The sequence below is a fragment of the Arcanobacterium phocae genome (assembly GCF_900105865.1).
In the GTDB taxonomy this organism is placed as follows: domain Bacteria; phylum Actinomycetota; class Actinomycetes; order Actinomycetales; family Actinomycetaceae; genus Arcanobacterium; species Arcanobacterium phocae.
Window position 1 is genome coordinate 466712 of record NZ_LT629804.1, and the last position, 19065, is coordinate 485776.

At 48.7% G+C, this 19065-nt stretch carries 13 protein-coding genes; 4 read left to right on the forward strand and 9 right to left on the reverse strand.

Annotation, left to right across the window (positions count from 1 at the left end):
* Positions 1-8 precede the first annotated feature (8 nt).
* The 3 genes from BLT51_RS02050 to BLT51_RS09030 all read left to right on the forward strand — a co-directional run bounded on the left by BLT51_RS02050 (position 9) and on the right by BLT51_RS09030 (position 2290).
* Positions 9-629, forward strand: a complete 621-nt coding sequence (locus BLT51_RS02050) for a PIN domain-containing protein (RefSeq protein WP_091279304.1) — start codon at positions 9-11, stop codon at positions 627-629.
* Between the two features lie 890 nt (positions 630-1519).
* Positions 1520-1648, forward strand: a complete 129-nt coding sequence (locus BLT51_RS09385) for a hypothetical protein (RefSeq protein ID WP_269456646.1) — start codon at positions 1520-1522, stop codon at positions 1646-1648.
* A gap of 429 nt (positions 1649-2077) precedes the next feature.
* Positions 2078-2290, forward strand: coding sequence for a hypothetical protein (locus tag BLT51_RS09030; RefSeq protein ID WP_157672857.1), 213 nt, complete (start codon positions 2078-2080; stop codon positions 2288-2290).
* Between the two features lie 317 nt (positions 2291-2607).
* On the opposite strand, the gene BLT51_RS02055 is transcribed toward BLT51_RS09030, so the two are convergent.
* The 9 genes from BLT51_RS02055 to BLT51_RS02090 form a co-directional block, all read right to left on the reverse strand.
* Positions 2608-2949 (reverse strand): transposase, encoded by a 342-nt coding sequence (locus BLT51_RS02055; protein ID WP_091279305.1) that lies wholly within the window; start codon positions 2947-2949, stop codon positions 2608-2610.
* Positions 2950-2986: 37 nt separating this feature from the next.
* Positions 2987-3265, reverse strand: coding sequence for a hypothetical protein (locus BLT51_RS09035; protein WP_157672858.1), 279 nt, complete (start codon positions 3263-3265; stop codon positions 2987-2989).
* A 13-nt stretch (positions 3266-3278) separates the two neighbouring features.
* Positions 3279-5246, reverse strand: a complete 1968-nt coding sequence (locus BLT51_RS02060; protein ID WP_157672859.1) for a DUF6571 family protein — start codon at positions 5244-5246, stop codon at positions 3279-3281.
* A 15-nt stretch (positions 5247-5261) separates the two neighbouring features.
* A complete protein-coding gene (locus BLT51_RS02065) occupies positions 5262-7199 on the reverse strand; it encodes a DUF6571 family protein (RefSeq protein ID WP_091279311.1) in 1938 nt (645 codons plus the stop codon).
* 13 nt (positions 7200-7212) lie between these two features.
* On the reverse strand, positions 7213-9171 hold the full coding sequence (locus BLT51_RS02070; RefSeq protein WP_157672860.1) for a DUF6571 family protein: 1959 nt from the start codon (positions 9169-9171) through the stop codon (positions 7213-7215).
* A gap of 13 nt (positions 9172-9184) precedes the next feature.
* Positions 9185-11143 carry a DUF6571 family protein gene (locus BLT51_RS02075; RefSeq protein WP_091279316.1) on the reverse strand — a complete coding sequence of 653 codons (1959 nt, stop codon included), beginning with the start codon at positions 11141-11143 and terminating at the stop codon, positions 9185-9187.
* A gap of 13 nt (positions 11144-11156) precedes the next feature.
* Positions 11157-13769 (reverse strand): DUF6571 family protein, encoded by a 2613-nt coding sequence (locus BLT51_RS02080; protein WP_091279317.1) that lies wholly within the window; start codon positions 13767-13769, stop codon positions 11157-11159.
* Positions 13770-13898: 129 nt separating this feature from the next.
* The gene (locus BLT51_RS02085) at positions 13899-14834 is read right to left on the reverse strand and encodes a carbohydrate kinase family protein (RefSeq protein ID WP_091279320.1); all 936 of its coding nucleotides are present in this window, start codon (positions 14832-14834) and stop codon (positions 13899-13901) included.
* Positions 14831-15862 carry a LacI family DNA-binding transcriptional regulator gene (locus tag BLT51_RS02090; protein WP_091279323.1) on the reverse strand — a complete coding sequence of 344 codons (1032 nt, stop codon included), beginning with the start codon at positions 15860-15862 and terminating at the stop codon, positions 14831-14833. The genes BLT51_RS02085 and BLT51_RS02090 overlap by 4 nt, the downstream gene beginning before the upstream one ends.
* Before the next feature lie 171 nt (positions 15863-16033).
* On the opposite strand from BLT51_RS02090, the gene BLT51_RS02095 reads away from it, so the two are divergent.
* Positions 16034-19063, forward strand: coding sequence for an alpha-mannosidase (locus BLT51_RS02095; RefSeq protein WP_091279326.1), 3030 nt, complete (start codon positions 16034-16036; stop codon positions 19061-19063).
* Positions 19064-19065 lie beyond the last annotated feature (2 nt).

Genomic DNA, 19065 nt, shown 5'->3' on the forward strand with positions numbered 1-19065 from the left:
GTACACCCGTGAACGATACCATTATTGTCGATGCATGTTCTTTCATAAATTTTTTGTCAGTCAATGAACACAATATCTTGATCCAATTCGCAACTATACACGAGGCGTCTCTATTAGTATCTATGACTGTTGCGAACGAAATTGAGCGAGTTACTAACACACAAACCGGGAAATATTCATACCGTTACACTGGCGCATGGTCAAGTTGGCAGAAGATTAAAGACAAGTTCGTTACTATATATGACGATAAGTTTGACCTGGTACAGAACGCAGAGTACTCAAAAGCGCTAGTTGATCTACATAGATATGATATAGCACAGAAAACGGAGCTTGCTTCCCGCTTAAATAACAGAGAAAATCTTGGAGAATTTGTTTCCATCGGCTATTGCCTCTACTTAGCTCGTCAAGGATATAAGGTCATCTTTATTATTGATGATGCCGAAGGACGTCAAATATTTAAACATGCCCAACAAATTCTCCAACGAGACGGTATTGATAAACGCAATCTGCGCCTAGCATCAACTCGTTCAATCCTCAACATCGCAGAAAAAGCTTGGCTAAAAAAGAACTCCAAAACTGAGATCCTGTCAGCAATGGAGAAAATTAATCCTATTCCAGATTGGTCTTGATATATCAATTCTTCAGTACACACTTTTACCAGTAAAATATTATAGCCAGTGAAAAAGGTGGACTTCAAAATCAACTAGTATTTGAAATACCCTTATCAGTGGTAACTCTAGTTATTTTCAGCTCTTGATAAAAGCAATCACCTTAGTTAGGGTTCCTCGCAGATTCCGGACAGTGGCCTATATGACTTTCCGAAAACACCGGCCTTCACGTCCCTATATTGAATACCTGCGTCTATAGTTGTCGATTTATTCAAGGCAAATATCATGCAAATCATATGTCATAAGCTAAGTCTGTTCTATCGAAGCCTTATCTTGAATAGAATCAAAAGCATAATCTAGAACCATCAAGAGTAGCTTTTATACGTGACATTTCGTAATACCTAATCTGTTTTTGCCCAAGTGGTAAATCTCTTCGCCTAACTGCAGTCAATAACTAGTTCTCATATTCTTGCGAGCTAAAATCATGCTGTACCTCACTAAGTTCATCAAGCGTAATACCAGTATCAGACAACACATCACTGTGAAGTGCCCCAGGTTTTGTTCCGTTTGAGTAGATGGGATAATCTGGACTATGCCAAAGAAATTTGATCAGGATGCGAAGGATCGCGTCGTCCGCTTGGTAGAAGACCGTATTCTTGGCTAGAGGGCCTGTCGTTGCAGGCTGCCTGTCAGGTGGTCGCACCCAGGCTGGGTGTTTCTTGGCGCACTGCTCGGCAATGGACTCAGGTAGCTCGCCGCGGAAGGGGCGCGTTCTTGAACGCTTGTCGGAGGACGTGGAAGTCGAAAATACGCGGCTACGTTAGTGAAAACCCCGAGCTTCGCAATACTAACGAGTTCAGATAAGCAGCGTCGGCTTTTTCGCGTCGGAACTCGACCCGAAACATCGGTGAATGATTCGGTTCATTGATGAGAATCGGAAGCGTTTCTCTACTCAGTTCATCTGCAAGACGTTAAACACTGACCGTGTTGGTGGTTTGTGGCTATCGTCAATCACAATCCCGTGGCGTGATTGCTCGTAGCCTGCGTGATGCTGCTGCCGATAGTGCATATCGTTGAGGTTCATCAAGGTAACTACAGTGTCTACGGGATTGGTTAAGATGTGGCACGCGTCGGGCCCGTGAGGGGAAAAGATATTGGTCGTGAACAAACCGCTCGTTTGATGCGCCTTGCTGGAGTTAGCAGCAAAGGTAAGCGCCAGGTTGCTTGTAACAACTCGCAAACCTCAAGGGTGAGATACTCGCCTAGAGTTGGTGAAACGTGAATGTCGAGCTCCGAGGCCGAATCGGTTGTGGGTGGCTGACATTACCTATGTCCGTACCCGTAAGGAGTTTTCTCTACACCGCTTTTGTGACCGATGTGTTCTCTCCGGACGGATTGTCGGGTGGGCGCTGGTCGGTTCAATGCGGACGTAAAGCGTTGCCGTTGCAGGCGCTCAATCAGGCGATCGTATGTGCGAAGAAAACAACTGGGCTGATTCACCATTGCAACCCGCGGCTCACAATATGTGTCCATTGTTGACAATGAGCGTCTTGCCGAGCATGGGATTACTTACCTCGACAGGGACGGTTGGCGATTCCTATGACAATGCTTTGGCTGAGAACGTCAACGGTTCTTACAAGAATGAGCTGATTCATAGGCGGTCATGGATGGGACGTGGTTGACGTAGAAATCGCGGGCGTTTGAATGGGTTTCGTGGTGGAACGAGTCACGACTTCACCAGAGCTTGGGCTACCGTACACCGGCTGAGGTTGAACAGGAGTTTTGGAACGGCAACACCGGCCATGAAATAATAGAAATCAAGGCACGTGCCTAGGAACAAAACCCGGGGCACTTCACATGATGGGGATCAATTCGCAAGTCCCGCAACGAACGCTTGGAAGGCAAACGCCTCTTAGCAGCGCGGTATCCGCGCGCGGTTATAAACCCACCTTCGCGGTGGCGAGCCAATGTAGTGCAGATGAACTCTACCCCGAAACGATCACGATACGCATCGATGAACGCGATCATTTCTTGGCTCGGGGGTCGAGTTCGGACGCGAAAAAGCCGACGCCTCTTTGAGTAGCTCATTGACCCGCCGAAGCTCCAAATTTTCCGCACGAAGCCGAGCGTTTTCCGCCTCGTAATCGATCGCGCTGCCTTGCCCGGCTTTAGCCGAAGCGGCGTCCTTTTTCATCCAATCCAAGATCGAATGCGGTGACATACCAAGTTTAACCGCAATCGCTTGGGCTGCTACCCAACGTGAACACTCATGAATCCGCTGATGTTCAAACGTCAAACGAACAGCCCGATCCTTCAACTCCTGCGTAAATTTCCGTGCCATAATAACAATCCTTCCTCAAAACAACACGGAACAAAGGTCAGGGCGGTTCATACCCACACACACTATCTGCATGTATCGCATCAGTCGCAAACTGGCCCGCCCTATCAGTCAGTTCATCAAGCGTCATACCAGTATCAGACAACGCATCACTGACCGTGGTATCCACACCATCTACCCCAACACCACACCCAGACACCACGTCAGAGCTACTACTAGTATCACTGCTACTAGCAGGACTAGCCCCACACCCAGATAAAAAGACTGAGGCAGCAAGTAACACAGCGAAGAATCGAATACGCAAACGATGGGATGACATAGCCAGGTTCTTTCTATCTAATTTCAGGAGCCTCGTCAGCAAAAGTATCGAAAAGATCATCCATGTCATAGTTCTCAGTCTTTAAGAAATCTTCTAATTCATCGCGTAAAAGTCCATTGTTGTAGATCATGTCACTGGTAGGGAAACTCCCCCCACTAAACCACCGATCAACTTGCCCAGGCTCTTCTTCATGCTGACGGGTGTAGTCCATAAACTCATCCTGATCCACAACACCACTCACAAACAACGCATGAATAATCACAGACTCACGCCGATTAAACACCCCACCAGACAACCCTTGAACATCCTCTCTGCGTTCGCTGGTGGTCTCGGCAAGAGTGGTGGTGTTGGTGGTGAGGGGTTGGGTAGCAAGATAGTCGATAAGATCGGTTGGGTGTTCGAAAACAGGAACAACAGGAGTAGCAGTAGTGGCGGTGAGCCAAGTGGTAGGTGCTTGATAAGGATCACCAGCGAGTCTAGCGTCAAGGATAGCGTGGAAAATAAACCCTTCTAAGGCTATATCCGCTTGATTAACCTGACCAATAACATCAACAACACTAGACATATCACCAACAGTGTTATGGGTTGTTTGGTGCGTGTTGAAGACCGTAGTAAACAACAAACCATGATAGTTATCTACCGCAGCGTGAAGAGCATGAATACCCTCGTCAGTGTGTGTGGTTAGGCTAATCAGGGTTTGGATATCGTTGCGAGTAAAAGACGGCATGGCTGGTAGATCAAGAAGATCATACGGATCAATCGTAGAACGCGACCACGTGTTGGGCGGGGTAGTAGCCCGGCAATGATCAATAGCTGGCATATAGGTAGCCAGAATATGAATAACATGCTCGACTGCCTGGGGACTAAACACTGGTTTAATAGTTGCAAAATTCTTCATAGCATGAGTAGTAAGGGTAGCTGCCTGTAAGCTACCTGCTTGACCCTGAGTAGTAACCGCAGCATCAAGCGCAGCACTGATAGCCGTATACCCATCAAGACCCCAAGACCGATCATGAAACCAATAATTTTGACGAACACTCTTATTGTCAGTGGTGTTAGTGTTAGTCTCATTCTCACCATCATTACCAGTAGCCCTCCCGCCAGTAGCGTTCTCACTAGTGGTGGGGGTGAAGAAGGTCAGGGCAGCTTGCGGGTTATGAGCAAGAGCGCTCATAAAAGACGTAGCAGGGTCATACCACGCATCACGTACCCGGGCAGGGAATAAAACCTTAAAACGCGTTGAGGTAGGTTTAACCCACAACCAATCAACACCACCAGCACCAGCAGTAGTAGTGGTGGTGTGGGTGTGTTCGTAGCGTTCTAACTGGTCACCAAACTCAGTTAAAAACTCACTCGTTAACGTGGCATCATATAACAACCAAGAAATAGCAGTGGTATGAGTCGTTGACAAATGCTGAGCCATCTGGCGAGCAAGACCAACTGACTGACCAGGACTCAGGTATGGTTGAGCAGTGATAAACACTTTTTTCAACACAATCGCATACCGAGACTGAGGATGATCCACAACCGGGTAAGACGGGACATGATAAAACTGTTGCGTCAGATTCATCCGATCAACCAGCTTATCCCCACCCAGGGCAGTAATAAAACGAGCACTAGCTTGTGGTGAAGATGCAAGACCATCAAGAAGAGCACTCACCCGATCAATCTCATCAACACCAGACGAAACAGACAACGCATTCAACTTATCTACCACATACCCACATATACTATCGGCATATGCGGGATCAGTAGCAAACCGGCTTGTTTGAACACTAAGCTCCTCAAGCGTACTACCAGTATCAGACAACGCATCACTGACCATGGTATCCACACCATCTATATCCCCACACCCAAACACCACGTCAGAGCTACTACTAGTATCACTGCTACTAGCAGGACTAGCCCCACACCCAGATAAAAAGACTGAGGCAGCAAGTAACACAGCGAAGAATCGAATACGCAAACAACGAGATAACATAGCACCAGGTTCTTTCTATCTGATTTCAGGAGCCTCGTCAGCGAAAATATCGAAAAAATCATTCAGGTCGTAGTTCTTAGTTTTTAAGAACTCGTATAGCCTATTACGCAAAGACACATCATGGCAGATCGTGTCACTGGTAGGGAAACTCCCTCCACTAAACCATTGATCAACTTGCCCCGGTTCTTCTTCATGCTGACGGGTGTAATCCATAAACTCATTCTGATCAACAACACCACTCACAAACAACGCATGAATAATCACAGACTCACGCCGATTAAGCACCCCACCAGACAACCCTTGAACATCCTCTCTGCGTTCGCTGGTGGTCTCGGCAAGAGTGGTGGTGTTGGTGGTGAGGGGTTGGGTAGCAAGATAGTCGATAAGATCGGTTGGGTGTTCGAAAACAGGAACAACAGGAGTGGTGGTGGGGGTGGTGAGCCAAGTGGTAGGTGCTTGATAAGGATCACGCGTAAGTCTAGCGTCAAGGATAGCGTGGAAAATAAACCCTTCTAAGGCTATATCCGCTTGATTAACCTGACCAATAACATCAACAACACTAGACATATCACCAACAGTGTTATGGGTTGTTTGGTGCGTGTTGAAGACCGTAGTAAACAACAAACCATGATAGTTATCTACCGCAGCGTGAAGAGCATGAATACCCTCGTCAGTGTGTGTGGTTAGGCTAATCAGGGTTTGGATATCGTTGCGAGTAAAAGACGGCATGGCTGGTAGATCAAGAAGATCATACGGATCAATCGTAGAACGCGACCACGTGTTGGGCGGGGTAGTAGCCCGGCAATGATCAATAGCTGGCATATAGGTAGCCAGAATATGAATAACATGCTCGACTGCCTGGGGACTAAACACTGGTTTAATAGTTGCAAAATTCTTCATAGCATGAGTAGTAAGGGTAGCTGCCTGTAAGCTACCTGCTTGACCCTGAGTAGTAACCGCAGCATCAAGCGCAGCACTGATAGCCGTATACCCATCAAGACCCCAAGACCGATCATTCAACCAATACTCATAACGAACACCCCCATCCTTAATATCATCACCAGTGGTGTTCTGGTTGGTGGTGTCAGTGGTGGGGGTGAAGAAGGTCAGGGCAGCTTGCGGGTTATGAGCAAGAGCGCTCATAAAAGACGTAGCAGGGTCATACCACGCATCACGTACCCGGGCAGGGAATAAAACCTTAAAACGCGTTGAGGTAGGTTTAACCCACAACCAATCAACACCACCAGCACCAGCAGTAGTAGTGGTGGTGTGGGTGTGTTCGTAGCGTTCTAACTGGTCACCAAACTCAGTTAAAAACTCACTCGTTAACGTGGCATCATATAACAACCAAGAAATAGCAGTGGTATGAGTCGTTGACAAATGCTGAGCCATCTGGCGAGCAAGACCAACTGACTGACCAGGACTCAGGTATGGTTGAGCAGTGATAAACACTTTTTTCAACACAATCGCATAGCGAGACTGAGGATGATCCACAACCGGGTAAGACGGGACATGATAAAACTGTTGCGTCAGATTCATCCGATCAACCAGCTTATCCCCACCCAGGGCAGTAATAAAACGAGCACTAGCTTGTGGTGAAGATGCAAGACCATCAAGAAGAGCACTCACCCGATCAATCTCATCAACACCAGACGAGACAGACAACGCATCAACCCTACCTGTTACATACCCACACACACTATCTGCATGTATCGCATCGGTCGCAAACTGGCCCGCCCTATCAGTCAGTTCATCAAGCGTCATACCAGTATCAGACAACGCATCACTGACCGTGGTATCCACACCATCTACCCCAACACCACACCCAGACACCACGTCAGAGCTACTACTAGTATCACTGCTACTAGCAGGACTAGCCCCACACCCAGACAAGAAAACTGAGGCAGCAAGTAACACAGCGAAGAATCGAATACGCAAACGATGGGATGACATAGCCAGGTTCTTTCTATCTAATTTCAGGAGCCTCGTCAGCAAAAGTATCGAAAAGATCATCCATGTCATAGTTCTCAGTCTTTAAGAAATCTTCTAATTCATCGCGTAAAAGTCCATTGTTGTAGATCATGTCACTGGTAGGGAAACTCCCCCCACTAAACCACCGATCAACTTGCCCAGGCTCTTCTTCATGCTGACGGGCGTAATCCATAAACTCATCCTGATCCACAACACCACTCACAAACAACGCATGAATAATCACAGACTCACGCCGATTAAACACCCCACCAGACAACCCTCGAACATCCTCTCTGCGTTCGCTGGTGGTCTCGGCAAGAGTGGTGGTGTTGGTGGTGAGGGGTTGGGTAGCAAGATAGTCGATAAGATCGGTTGGGTGTTCGAAAACAGGAACAACAGGAGTGGTGGTGGGGGTGGTGAGCCAAGTGGTAGGTGCTTGATAAGGATCACGCGTAAGCCTGGCCTCAAGGATAGCGTGGAAAATAAACCCTTCTAAGGCTATATCCGCTTGATTGGTCTGACTGACAACATCAGCAACACTAGACATATCACCAACAGTGTTATGGGTTGTTTGGTGTGTGTTGAGGACTGTGATGAAAAGCAGGGCGTGATAGTTATCTACCGCAGCGTGAAGAGCATGAATACCCTCGTCAGTACGCGTGGTTAAGCTGATCAGGGTTTGGATATCGTTGCGAGTAAAAGACGGCATGGCTGGTAGATCAAGAAGATCATACGGATCAATCGTAGAACGCGACCATGTGTTGGGCGGGGTAGTAGCCCGGTGGTGATCAATAGCTGGCATATAGGTAGCCAGAATATGAATAACATGCTCAACTGCTTGGGGACTAAACACTGGTTTAATAGTTGCAAAATTCTTCATAGCATGAGTAGTAAGGGTAGCTGCTTGAGGACTACCTGCTTGACCCTGAGTAGTAACCGCACTATCAAACGCGGCACTGATAGCCGTATACCCATCAAGACCCCAAGACCGATCATGAAACCAATAATTTTGACGAACACTCTTATTGTCAGTGGTGTTAGTGTTAGTCTCATTCTCACCATCATTACCAGTAGCCCTCCCGCCAGTAGCGTTCTCACTAGTGGTGGGGGTGAAGAAGGTCAGGGCAGCTTGCGGGTTATGAGCAAGAGCGCTCATAAAAGACGTAGCAGGGTCATACCACGCATCACGTACCCGGGCAGGGAATAAAACCTTAAAACGTGTTGAGGTAGGTTTAACCCACAACCAATCAACACCACCAGCAGTAGTAGTGGTGGTGGTGTGGGTGTGTTCGTAGCGTTCTAACTGGTCACCAAACTCAGTTAAAAACTCACTCGTTAACGTGGCATCATATAACAACCAAGAAATAGCAGTGGTATGAGTAGTTGACAAATGCTGAGCCATCTGGCGAGCAAGACCAACTGATTGACCAGGACTCAGGTGTGGTTGAGCACTCGTAAACACTTTTTTCAACACAATCGCATAGCGAGACTGAGGATGATCCACAACCGGGTAAGACGGGACATGATAAAACTGTTGCGTCAGATTCATCCGATCAACAAGCCCATCCCCGCCCAGGGCAGTAATAAACCGAGCACTAGCTTGTGGTGAAGATGCAAGACCATCAAGAAGAGCACTCACCCGATCAATCTCATCAACACCAGACGAAACAGACAACGCATTCAACCTATCCACCACATACCCACATATACTATCGGCATATGCGGGATCAGTAGCAAACCGGCTTGTTTGAACACTAAGCTCCTCAAGCGTACTACCAGTATCAGACAACACGTCACTAACCATGTCATCCACACCATCTGTGCTCCCACACCCAAACACCACGTCAGAGCTACTACTAGTATCACTGCTACTAGCAGGACTAGCCCCACACCCAGATAAAAAGACTGAGGCAGCAAGTAACACAGCAAGCGGCTTAACACGTAAGAGTGACATAGGTAGAGTCTTTCTAGTTGATTTCAGGAGCTTCGCTAGTAAACGCTGTGTCAAGATCTTGCGTATCATAGTTCTTAGTCTTTAAGAACTCGTATAGCCTATTACGCAAAGACACATCATGGCAGATCATGTCACTGGTAGGGAAACTCCCTCCACTAAACCATTGATCAACTTGCCCCGGTTCTTCTTCATGCTGACGGGTGTAATCCATAAACTCATTCTGATCAACAACACCACTGGTGAAAAGAGCACGAGTAGTCACAGACTCACGCCAAACATACACCTTAGTAACCAGCCCTTGAACATCCTCTCTGCGTTCGCTGGTGGTCTCGGCAAGAGTGGTGGTGTTGGTGGTGAGGGGTTGGGTAGCAAGATAGTCGATAAGATCGGTTGGGTGTTCGAAAGCAGGAACAACAGGAGTGGTGGTGGGGGTGGTGAGCCAAGTGGTAGGTGCTTGATAAGGATCACGCGTAAGCCTGGCCTCAAGGATAGCGTGGAAAATAAACCCTTCTAAGGCTATATCCGCTTGATTGGTCTGACTGACAACATCAGCAACACTAGACATATCACCAACAGTGTTATGGGTTGTTTGGTGTGTGTTGAGGACTGTGATGAAAAGCAGGGCGTGATAGTTATCTACCGCAGCGTGAAGAGCATGAATACCCTCGTCAGTACGCGTGGTTAAGCTGATCAGGGTTTGGATATCGTTGCGAGTAAAAGACGGCATGGCTGGTAGATCAAGAAGATCATACGGATCAATCGTAGAACGCGACCATGTGTTGGGCGGGGTAGTAGCCCGGTGGTGATCAATAGCTGGCATATAGGTAGCCAGAATATGAATAACATGCTCAACTGCTTGGGGACTAAACACTGGTTTAATAGTTGCAAAATTCTTCATAGCATGAGTAGTAAGGGTAGCTGCTTGAGGACTACCTGCTTGACCCTGAGTAGTAACCGCACTATCAAACGCGGCACTGATAGCCGTATACCCATCAAGACCCCAAGACCGATCATTCAACCAATACTCATAACGAACACCCCCATCCTTAATATCATCACCAGTAGTGTTCTTATTACTGGTGTCACCATCGTCACCAGTAGTGTTCTTATCAGTGGTGGTGTCAGTGGTGGGGATGAAGAAGGTCAGGGCAGCTTGCGGGTTATGAGCAAGAGCGCTCATAAAAGACGTAGCAGGGTCATACCACGCATCACGTACCCGGGCAGGGAATAAAACCTTAAAACGCGTTGAGGTAGGTTTAACCCACAACCAATCAACACCACCAGCACCAGCAGTAGTAGTGGTGGTGTGGGTGTGTTCGTAGCGTTCTAACTGGTCACCAAACTCAGTTAAAAACTCACTCGTTAACGTGGCATCATATAACAACCAAGACATAGCAGTAGTATGAGTCGTTGACAAACGCTGAGCCATCTGGCGAGCAAGACCAACTGATTGACCAGAAGTCAGGTGTGGTTGAGCACTCGTAAACACTTTCTTCAACACAATCGCATAGCGAGACTGAGGATGATCCACAACCGGATAAGACGGGACATGATAAAACTGTTGCGTCAGATTCATCCGATCTACCAGCTTATCCCCACCCACAGTAGTAATAAAACGAGCACTAGCTTGTGGTGAAGATGCAAGACCCTCAAGAAGAGCACTCACCCGATCAATCTCATCAACACCAGACGAGACAGACAACGCATTCAACTTATCTACCACATACCCACACACACTATCTGCATGTATCGCATCAGTCGCAAACTGGCCCGCCCTATCAGTCAGTTCATCAAGCGTCATACCAGTATCAGACAACGCATCACTGACCATGGTATCTACACTATTCGTATCCCCACACCCAAACACCACCACACCAGCATCACTATTACTAGCAGGACTAGCCCCACACCCACACAAAAAGACTGAAACAGCAAGTAACACAGCAAGCGGCTTAACACGTAAGAGTGACATTAGTAGGTTCTTTCTATCTAATTTCAGGAGCCTCGTCAGCAAAAGTATCGAAAAGATCATCCATGTCGTAGTTCTTAGTCTTTAAGAAATCTTCTAATTCATCGCGTAAAAGTCCATTGTTGTAGATTGTTTCACTGGTAGGGAAACTCCCTCCACTAAACCATTGATCAACTTGCCCAGGCTCTTCTTCATGCTGACGGGCGTAATCCATAAACTCATCCTGATCAACAACACCACTCACAAACAACGCATGAATAATCACAGACTCCCGCCGATTAAACACCCCACCAGACAACCCTCGAACACCATTTCTTAGTTCTTCTTCGTTGGTAGCTAGGAGACTATCGAGATGTTCTTTTCCCACGTCAAGGCCTTGATCGGCAAGATAATCGATAACTAGCCCACCTTTCAAAGGAATAAAAGTAGTAGCCGCATCTGTTCCGAGGCTGAGAATATCGCGCCCTAGCTCAGTCCAGGCTTTAATAGCCTGATCCCTTTGCCCAGCTTGATACATCCTACCTTCAATAATGTTGTGAATAAAGAATCCCTCAAGACCAATAATGCTCTGATTGGTCTTGTTTATGGTGGTTATTTCATCAAGGTTATTACTTAAGTATTGTTGAGTAATCTTTCCATATACCAGGTTTTGATAGTTATCTACACCGTTTCGCAATGCGAGGAATCCTTCATCAGTGCCAGAGACAGCTCGAATAAGATATTCAAGGTCTTCTTGCTTGAATCTTGGCATGTTTGGTATGTCGCCAAAACCGATGTCTATATTTTTAGATGTGTTTGACATTTTGTCCGTAGAATTCTTCTTTCGATAACGGTCTATTGCGGGCATGTAGGTGGCCATGATGTGGGCGATGTTGATAGCTGCTATGGGGTTGAGTGATACTACGAGGTTAGTTTCGTTATCCGCAAGTCCTAAAGATTTATTATCATTGCTTGTGTTTTGCATACGGTTTGCTAGTAACTCGATAATGCTGGAGGTTAACTCGCCAGCTTCTTTTGTGCCTCGTAATCCTTCCGATGTCACAGCCACATCAAGCGCGCCCAAGATTGAAACAAACCCATCATGAGCCCAAGACCGGTTTTGGATCCAGTATTCTTGACGAGCAAACTCCCCATCCCTACCAGGCTTAAAGAAAGCCAAAGCTGCTTGCGGATTATTCTTTAACGCGCTCATAAAAGACGTAGCAGGATCGAGTCCTGATTTTCGTGCTATGGCAGGGAAAAGGACGCTAAGATTGCTTGGGTGCTGGGTACACCACAACGGATACGATTGATCAGTTCGGAAACGGTCAGCTAATTCAAAATCATCACCAAACTGCGTTAAGAAAGAAGTACTTAAGTGAGCATCATATAACAGCCACGAAATAGCGTTGCCATTGTTATTAGAAAGTAAAACTTCGCCTTGAAAGGGAGAAATGCATCCAACCATATCCCGAGCAATTTTCTTCGATAATTCAGGGCTATAATCAGCTAACTCCCGTTCACCTGTCATAAAAATAGTTTTGAGGGACTGGGCAAGAATCTGAACTTGAGTAACTACACTTTTACCAGACCGTTCGAGGTGAGTAGCATTTTGAGAAAGTAGTTGGTCTGCTAAAACAATCTTTTCAACCAGACCTTTCCCACCCAAACCCATCAGCATATATCTACTGGCCTGAGGAGATGTTTGAATCCCCGATAACAACGCATTCACACGACTAATATGCTCTGCTGTAGAAAACTCGGTTAGCCCTTTAAGAACGTATGCGACATAGGAAGCAACCTTGGCAGTGTTATCCCGGTTTTGCAGTAAAAGACGAACAGCCTGTTCTAGTTCCTTATTGGAGAGGTTTTTATCAGACAAGATATGATTAACATCATCAACACTCCAAGCAACAGCAACAGATAAACTAAACACACTAAGAGAGTCGTGAGCCTCATTCGCTTTTTCAAACGCTTGAGCAATACGCCCAATCCACACTCTATCAGCCGCATTCTCAGTGAAATACTCAGATATACGAGTAAATAAATCGATATTAGATAACGTGACAAACGTGTTCCGAGTCCGAAAACGCATCCACGCCTCATCAACATCTCGAAACCTGTTTTCTATCGCAGAAGAATAATGAGACAAATACTGCTCATAAGCCCGTAACCGTACCGGATCAGCACTCACCACATCACTACCCAACACAGTCGGGAAACGACGTCGAGTATTGACATAAAAAGGCAGTGAAATCTCGCCCGGAGCAACAGGAACATCCAAGGAAAAATCATAATACGCGGGTAGTGACTCGTGGGATAACACTGCAGGGACAAGGAACGGGCTAGTACGCTTCTTACCTTCTTCCACCTCTAGAGCGTGTAACCGTTCTCGTTCCCGGCGTGCCTGCTCTTTAGCTTGCCAAACTTGCTCAGCAAGGTCTTCAAGCCTGGCAATAATAATGCTCCGGTTCTCGCTTTCTAACGTGGCAGCATTCCCAATAAGAACCCGATACGGGCCACGAAAATCAACCAACGCATCACACACACAACGATAATGATCTTGCGCAAAATACCGATAATCCCGAGCAACACTTCGAGCAACACTCATCAACTGGTCAGCAACGGTATCATCGAACTCAACGCCCACCCGCAACAACCCTTCAAAACACCAATAAAAACGACTAATACCCAACAAGGGATATGTCGATAATGCTACTGAAAACACTTTCAGAAATCAAGCAGTAATACGTCTGAATTATACCTAATACAACCAAAATTAGGAGAGTTCTTCGAGTCGCGGTGGATTGGCTCCCGCACGCGAAACGGTAATATCAGCAACCCGCGCCGCAAATACCGCAATATCTCGCATAGTATCGCGATCGATTTTTGCGATTTCTTCACGTTTACCAGTCAATCCACGGTGAGCTAACTGGTAGACGAGTGCACCCATGAAGGAATCTCCCGCACCTACCGTATCCACAACTTTCACCTGCGGATCTGCCGCCACATGGACATATTCACCTGCTGCGTTTACGGCGATAACACCATCTTTTCCGGCAGTCACAGCAACCAATAGCGGACCATGCCCAGATTCACGACCTCGCGCGATCCATGTGCGTGCCACGTCAATCGCGTCATCTTGGCTTAATGCATCACGCTCAAATAAATACGCGAGGTCTTCATCAGAGCATTTCACCACATCAGCCTGCGCTATTAGGCTCAACACGTGCTCTCGAACCTTCGCCATATCATCTATAAGTGCCGGCCGAATATTAGGATCATAGCTGATTGTGGCATGTTCGCGTGCCTGTGCAATAATTCGCGCTACATCGTGAGCGCCAGGGTCGATAAACGCTGCGATAGAACCGGTATGGACATGGTCAACATCTGTCAGATCTGGCGCGTATCCGTCCAGATCCCAGGTCATATCGAACGTGTAAGTACTTGCGCCCGTCTCGTCAAGAGTGGCAAGAGCGGTCGCGGTACGTTCAGTTTCGACAGTAGTAGTGGTGACGTCGTCGTCAGCTAACCACTGTTCAACGATCTTTCCGTGCGCATCGTCTCCAACCATCGTCAAAAGGCGGGCTGGGATACCAAGTCGACTGACACCGATAGCAACATTTGCAGGGCTTCCACCCGGGTGTTCTTCAATAGTTCCGTCAGTGCGTTTGATGATGTCGATGACGGCTTCGCCAACGATCAAAATGCTCATTTGTAGACCTCTTCGTCTTTCTGTGGGAGTTTTCCGGTTGAATCCCGAATGATAATGTCAGCCGGTTCTTGTTTCTCAAGACGTGGCTTTTTGCCGTTGAGAACGTCCAGCAAAAGCGCTGCAGCCTGCCGGCCAATAGCTGCCGGTTCACGATTGATGACCGTAATTGACGGGGTAACTATTCGACACAGTGGGGAGTCTTCGCATGAGCAGATCAAGACATCCCGGCCGATTTCTTTTCCTGCGGCTCGCAATGCGTTAAACCCGCCGAGGGTGAGGATTTCGTTATCAAAAATGATGGCATCGGGCGTAGCGTGTGCGTCGAGAAGCTCCGCGATAGCGTTGCGTCCCGCTTCTTCGGTTGCATTTGCTCCACTGGCAACTAGTGCGGTAAGGCCACGTTCACGAGCATAGTTTTCGAGCGCTCGGATACGTTCTTGCGTGTGAATGAGACTTGGAATACCAGTGACGTATCCGATGGTTCGGGCGCCTTGGTCATAGAGGTGATCAGCGAGCGTGGTGACGATTGCGGCTTCGTCGCCAATAATGGAGGCGGTGTTGGGGACGTCATTTCCGACGACGACGGCTGGCAATCCGATTTCGTTAAGGATATCGATTCGCGGATCGCCGTCGATCGGATCAACGACGACGACGCCGTCTACTCGCCCTTGTGCCCACCACGTGCGATAGGTAGCTATTTCGGCTTCGAGATCTGGGCCGGTATGGAATACCAGATCGTAATTGTGGTGGGTGAGTGTTTCTTGCAGGCCGACGATGAAGTTGAAGAAGAATCGTTCAGATGTGTAGGAATCTGGTTGGCGGGCGATGAAGAGCCCGACGGCGTCGGCTTTAGCAAGGGAAAGTGATTGAGCGCGAGAGTTCGGCACCCAATCCATTTTGTTTGCGATGTCGAGGATGCGTTCGCGGGTTTGTTCGGAGATACCTGGGCGGTTGTTGAGGGCGAAGGATACGGCAGTGATTGAGACGCCTGCTTCGTGTGCAATATCCTTAATTGTTTTTCTACTCATAACCTACCTTTTGGCTTTGTAACGCTCATTAGTAACTTTTTATATCATAGCTGTATCGGACACTAACCTCAGCGTTTTTGCCCAATCGATTTAAAGACTTGCTCTAAATCGGTTTAGTCATTAATCTGAATATACATCGGGAACAATGATGCTCTCAACTGAAAGGTTGCTATGGACGCCGGACTACTTCTCACTCGTATCAAGCGCACGCTTAACGAGCGGATCGCGCGAGCACAATACACCCCAGTCTCTCAACTACACGTAGAAACGTGGCGCGTCCCTGATGAAACAGTAGATGGCCAAACGGTTATCGGCGAACCAGCAGTCCCGCCGTCGTCTGCCCAATTTACCCCACTACACGTTGGTGAAACCTGGGGGAAACCGTGGCAAACCGTCTGGTTCAAAGTCAACGGAGCCACTCCAGAAAACGTCCCTGCAGGTGACACGATTGAGGCACGGATCAACCTTGGCTGGGCCGATCACTCTGCCGGGTTCCAAAGCGAAGGCCTCGTACGTGACTCTGCCGGCCGCACAGTCAAAGCCCTCAACCCGCGCAACCAGTGGATACCACTTCCGCAAACTCCTAACACCAGCTTCAACTTCACCATCGAAGCCGCAGCCAACCCACTCCTCCTTGAAGTTCTTCCCTTCCAAGTCACCTACGACGGCGACAAGCTCACCGCATCCCAGCAAGATACCTATCAGTTGTCCCAAGCAGATGTGGTCATCCGCCACAACGACGTCGTCAATCTCACCACAGACATCACAGTCCTCTACGAGTTGCTTGAAGCCAAAGGCACCGCCGCCTTCACCAATGATGACTACGAGACGCTATACGCGCTGAACTCCGCCCTCGATCAGATCGATCTGGACAACATCCCGGCAACCGCCGCCGCTGCCCGCACAGTAATCGCACCGATTCTTGCACGGCCGGCACTACCCGGCGCACACCGCCTCTCCGCCGTCGGCCACGCCCACATCGATTCTGCCTGGCTGTGGCCAATCCGCGAAACCAAACGCAAAGTCAATCGCACCATCGCCAACGTTGTCCGCCTGATTGAGGACGGAACCGGACTGGTCTTTGCACTACCTGCCGCTCAACACGTTGCCTGGCTGGCCGACGAAGATCCCGAACTCTTCGAACGCGTCAAGAAATGCGTGCGCGACGGCTCCATCGTTCCGGTTGGATCCATGTGGGTAGAACCCGATGCCGTCCTGCCCGGCGGTGAAGCCATGGCCCGCCAACTCGTAGAAGGAATCAGCTTCTTCCGGGAAGCATTCGACTACGAATGCAAAGAAATCTGGCTCCCAGACTCCTTCGGCTACTCTGCCGCTCTACCACAGCTAGCTCGCGAAGCTGGCATTGATCGGTTCTTAACTCAGAAAATATCGTGGAACCAAACCAACATATTCCCGCATCACACCCTGCAATGGGAAGGGATTGACGGGTCGCGGATCTTCACTCACTTCCCGCCGGCAGACACCTATGGTTCGGAAATCACCGGTGCCCAGATTCGCCACGCCGTCGAAAACTTCAAAAACAAAGGTGAGACCAACAGTTCCCTACTCCCATACGGATACGGCGACGGCGGTGGCGGTCCCACCCGGGAAATGATGGAACGCCTCGATAGGTTGGAAGATCTACGTGGCGCGCCACGTATTGTCCGCGAATCCCCGCACGACTTCTTCGATCGCGCCGAGGCCGAGTTCCCCGAACCACCAGTATGGGTTGGTGAACTCTACCTTGAACTACATCGTGGAACTTTCACTTCTCAAATCAAGGCGAAACAAGGGAACCGTCGTAGTGAAGCGCTCTTGCGTGAAACTGAATTGTGGTGCACTATCGCAGCTCTCGCCGGCGCACCCTACCCGTACGAAGAACTACGTGCTACCTGGCGCCAGGTTCTGCTCTGCCAATTCCACGATATTCTCCCCGGCACATCCGTTGCCTGGGTATACCGCGAAGTAGCTAAGATCTATGCTTGCGTGAAAGAAACCTGCGAACGGCTTATTTCGGACGCGTTCTCATACTTATCTGCGGGTCGCTCCCCCGTCCACGCCCTTGCTAACGCCACAGCTTTCTCCTCACGTGGCGTTGCACCATTGGGCGCGGCAGTGGCGGCCGAATATTCCGGTGGCGTCGCTGATGATATTCAGATCGGCGAATCGTTCCTCTCCAACGGTGTTCTCACCATCGATTTTGCTGACGACGGCGCATGCACCCGCATCACCGACGCCACCGGACACACGTTTATTCCATCCGGCGAAAAGGCTGGCCAATTCTTTGTGTTCCAAGACTTCCCCAACATGTGGGACGCGTGGGATATTGACCCGTTCTATCGCGGTTCCGAAACAGTGTTACCGCTAAAGTTCGACGGAACTAGAATCGACGACGACGGCGTGGCCTGCGCTCGTTCCCGCGCCACATTCAACAACTCACATATGAGTATTGAATGGCGGCTTGCTCCCGGGGCGGACTTCATCGACGTCCATGTTGAAGCTGATTGGCATGAGCATGAAAAGCTGCTCAAGCTCGGCTTCCCAGTTGATATCCACACCAACTCCGCACAGTACGAAACTCAGATGGGATATATTGAGCGGCCAACTCATACCAATACCTCATGGGATAGCGCTAAGTTTGAAGTTAGCACCCATCGCTGGGTGCGCCTCGAGAATGCTCACACATCCTGGTCAATCGCCAACGATGCTACATATGGATGGGATATCAGCCGCCACAGTGCTGGCCGACGCGGAACCTGGAGCCTTGTGCGTGCCACGCTCATAAAATCCGCTGTTTATCCAGATCCAAACCAGGATCAAGGATGTTTCACGTGGAACTTCCGGATTCGCCCGCAGGCCTCAGTAGCACAAGCTATTGCTGACGGCCAACAACTAAATCTGCCATTACGCGAAGCCCCGATGGAAATCGCTGCACCATTTAGTGTTGATGGAGCAATCGTTGAATCTGTTTCGATGACACCAGATAAGAGTGGCGACGTCGTCGTCCGGCTATACGAAGGCGAAGGTAGCCCAACGCACGTGCGCCTCACCTGGGACAACGTATCGGTACGCGCAACCGACCTATGCTACCGAGAGAGTGACAACGCTCCACTCGTAACCTCACATAATGGCGTCCATACGTTTGACTTAGCCGCTTTCCAGATCGCAACATTGCGCATCACACCAGGTCAAGAAAGGTAACT

Bases quoted from the DNA above. Each gene is read 5' to 3' on its own strand.
- BLT51_RS09385 (WP_269456646.1), top strand. From the start codon at position 1,520: ATGATTCGGTTCATTGATGAGAATCGGAAGCGTTTCTCTACTCAGTTC.
- BLT51_RS09030 (WP_157672857.1), top strand. From the start codon at position 2,078: ATGTGCGAAGAAAACAACTGGGCTGATTCACCATTGCAACCCGCGGCT.
- BLT51_RS02055 (WP_091279305.1), bottom strand. From the start codon at position 2,949: ATGGCACGGAAATTTACGCAGGAGTTGAAGGATCGGGCTGTTCGTTTG.
- BLT51_RS09035 (WP_157672858.1), bottom strand. From the start codon at position 3,265: ATGTCATCCCATCGTTTGCGTATTCGATTCTTCGCTGTGTTACTTGCT.
- BLT51_RS02060 (WP_157672859.1), bottom strand. From the start codon at position 5,246: ATGTTATCTCGTTGTTTGCGTATTCGATTCTTCGCTGTGTTACTTGCT.
- BLT51_RS02065 (WP_091279311.1), bottom strand. From the start codon at position 7,199: ATGTCATCCCATCGTTTGCGTATTCGATTCTTCGCTGTGTTACTTGCT.
- BLT51_RS02070 (WP_157672860.1), bottom strand. From the start codon at position 9,171: ATGTCACTCTTACGTGTTAAGCCGCTTGCTGTGTTACTTGCTGCCTCA.
- BLT51_RS02075 (WP_091279316.1), bottom strand. From the start codon at position 11,143: ATGTCACTCTTACGTGTTAAGCCGCTTGCTGTGTTACTTGCTGTTTCA.
- BLT51_RS02085 (WP_091279320.1), bottom strand. From the start codon at position 14,834: ATGAGCATTTTGATCGTTGGCGAAGCCGTCATCGACATCATCAAACGC.
- BLT51_RS02090 (WP_091279323.1), bottom strand. From the start codon at position 15,862: ATGAGTAGAAAAACAATTAAGGATATTGCACACGAAGCAGGCGTCTCA.
- BLT51_RS02095 (WP_091279326.1), top strand. From the start codon at position 16,034: ATGGACGCCGGACTACTTCTCACTCGTATCAAGCGCACGCTTAACGAG.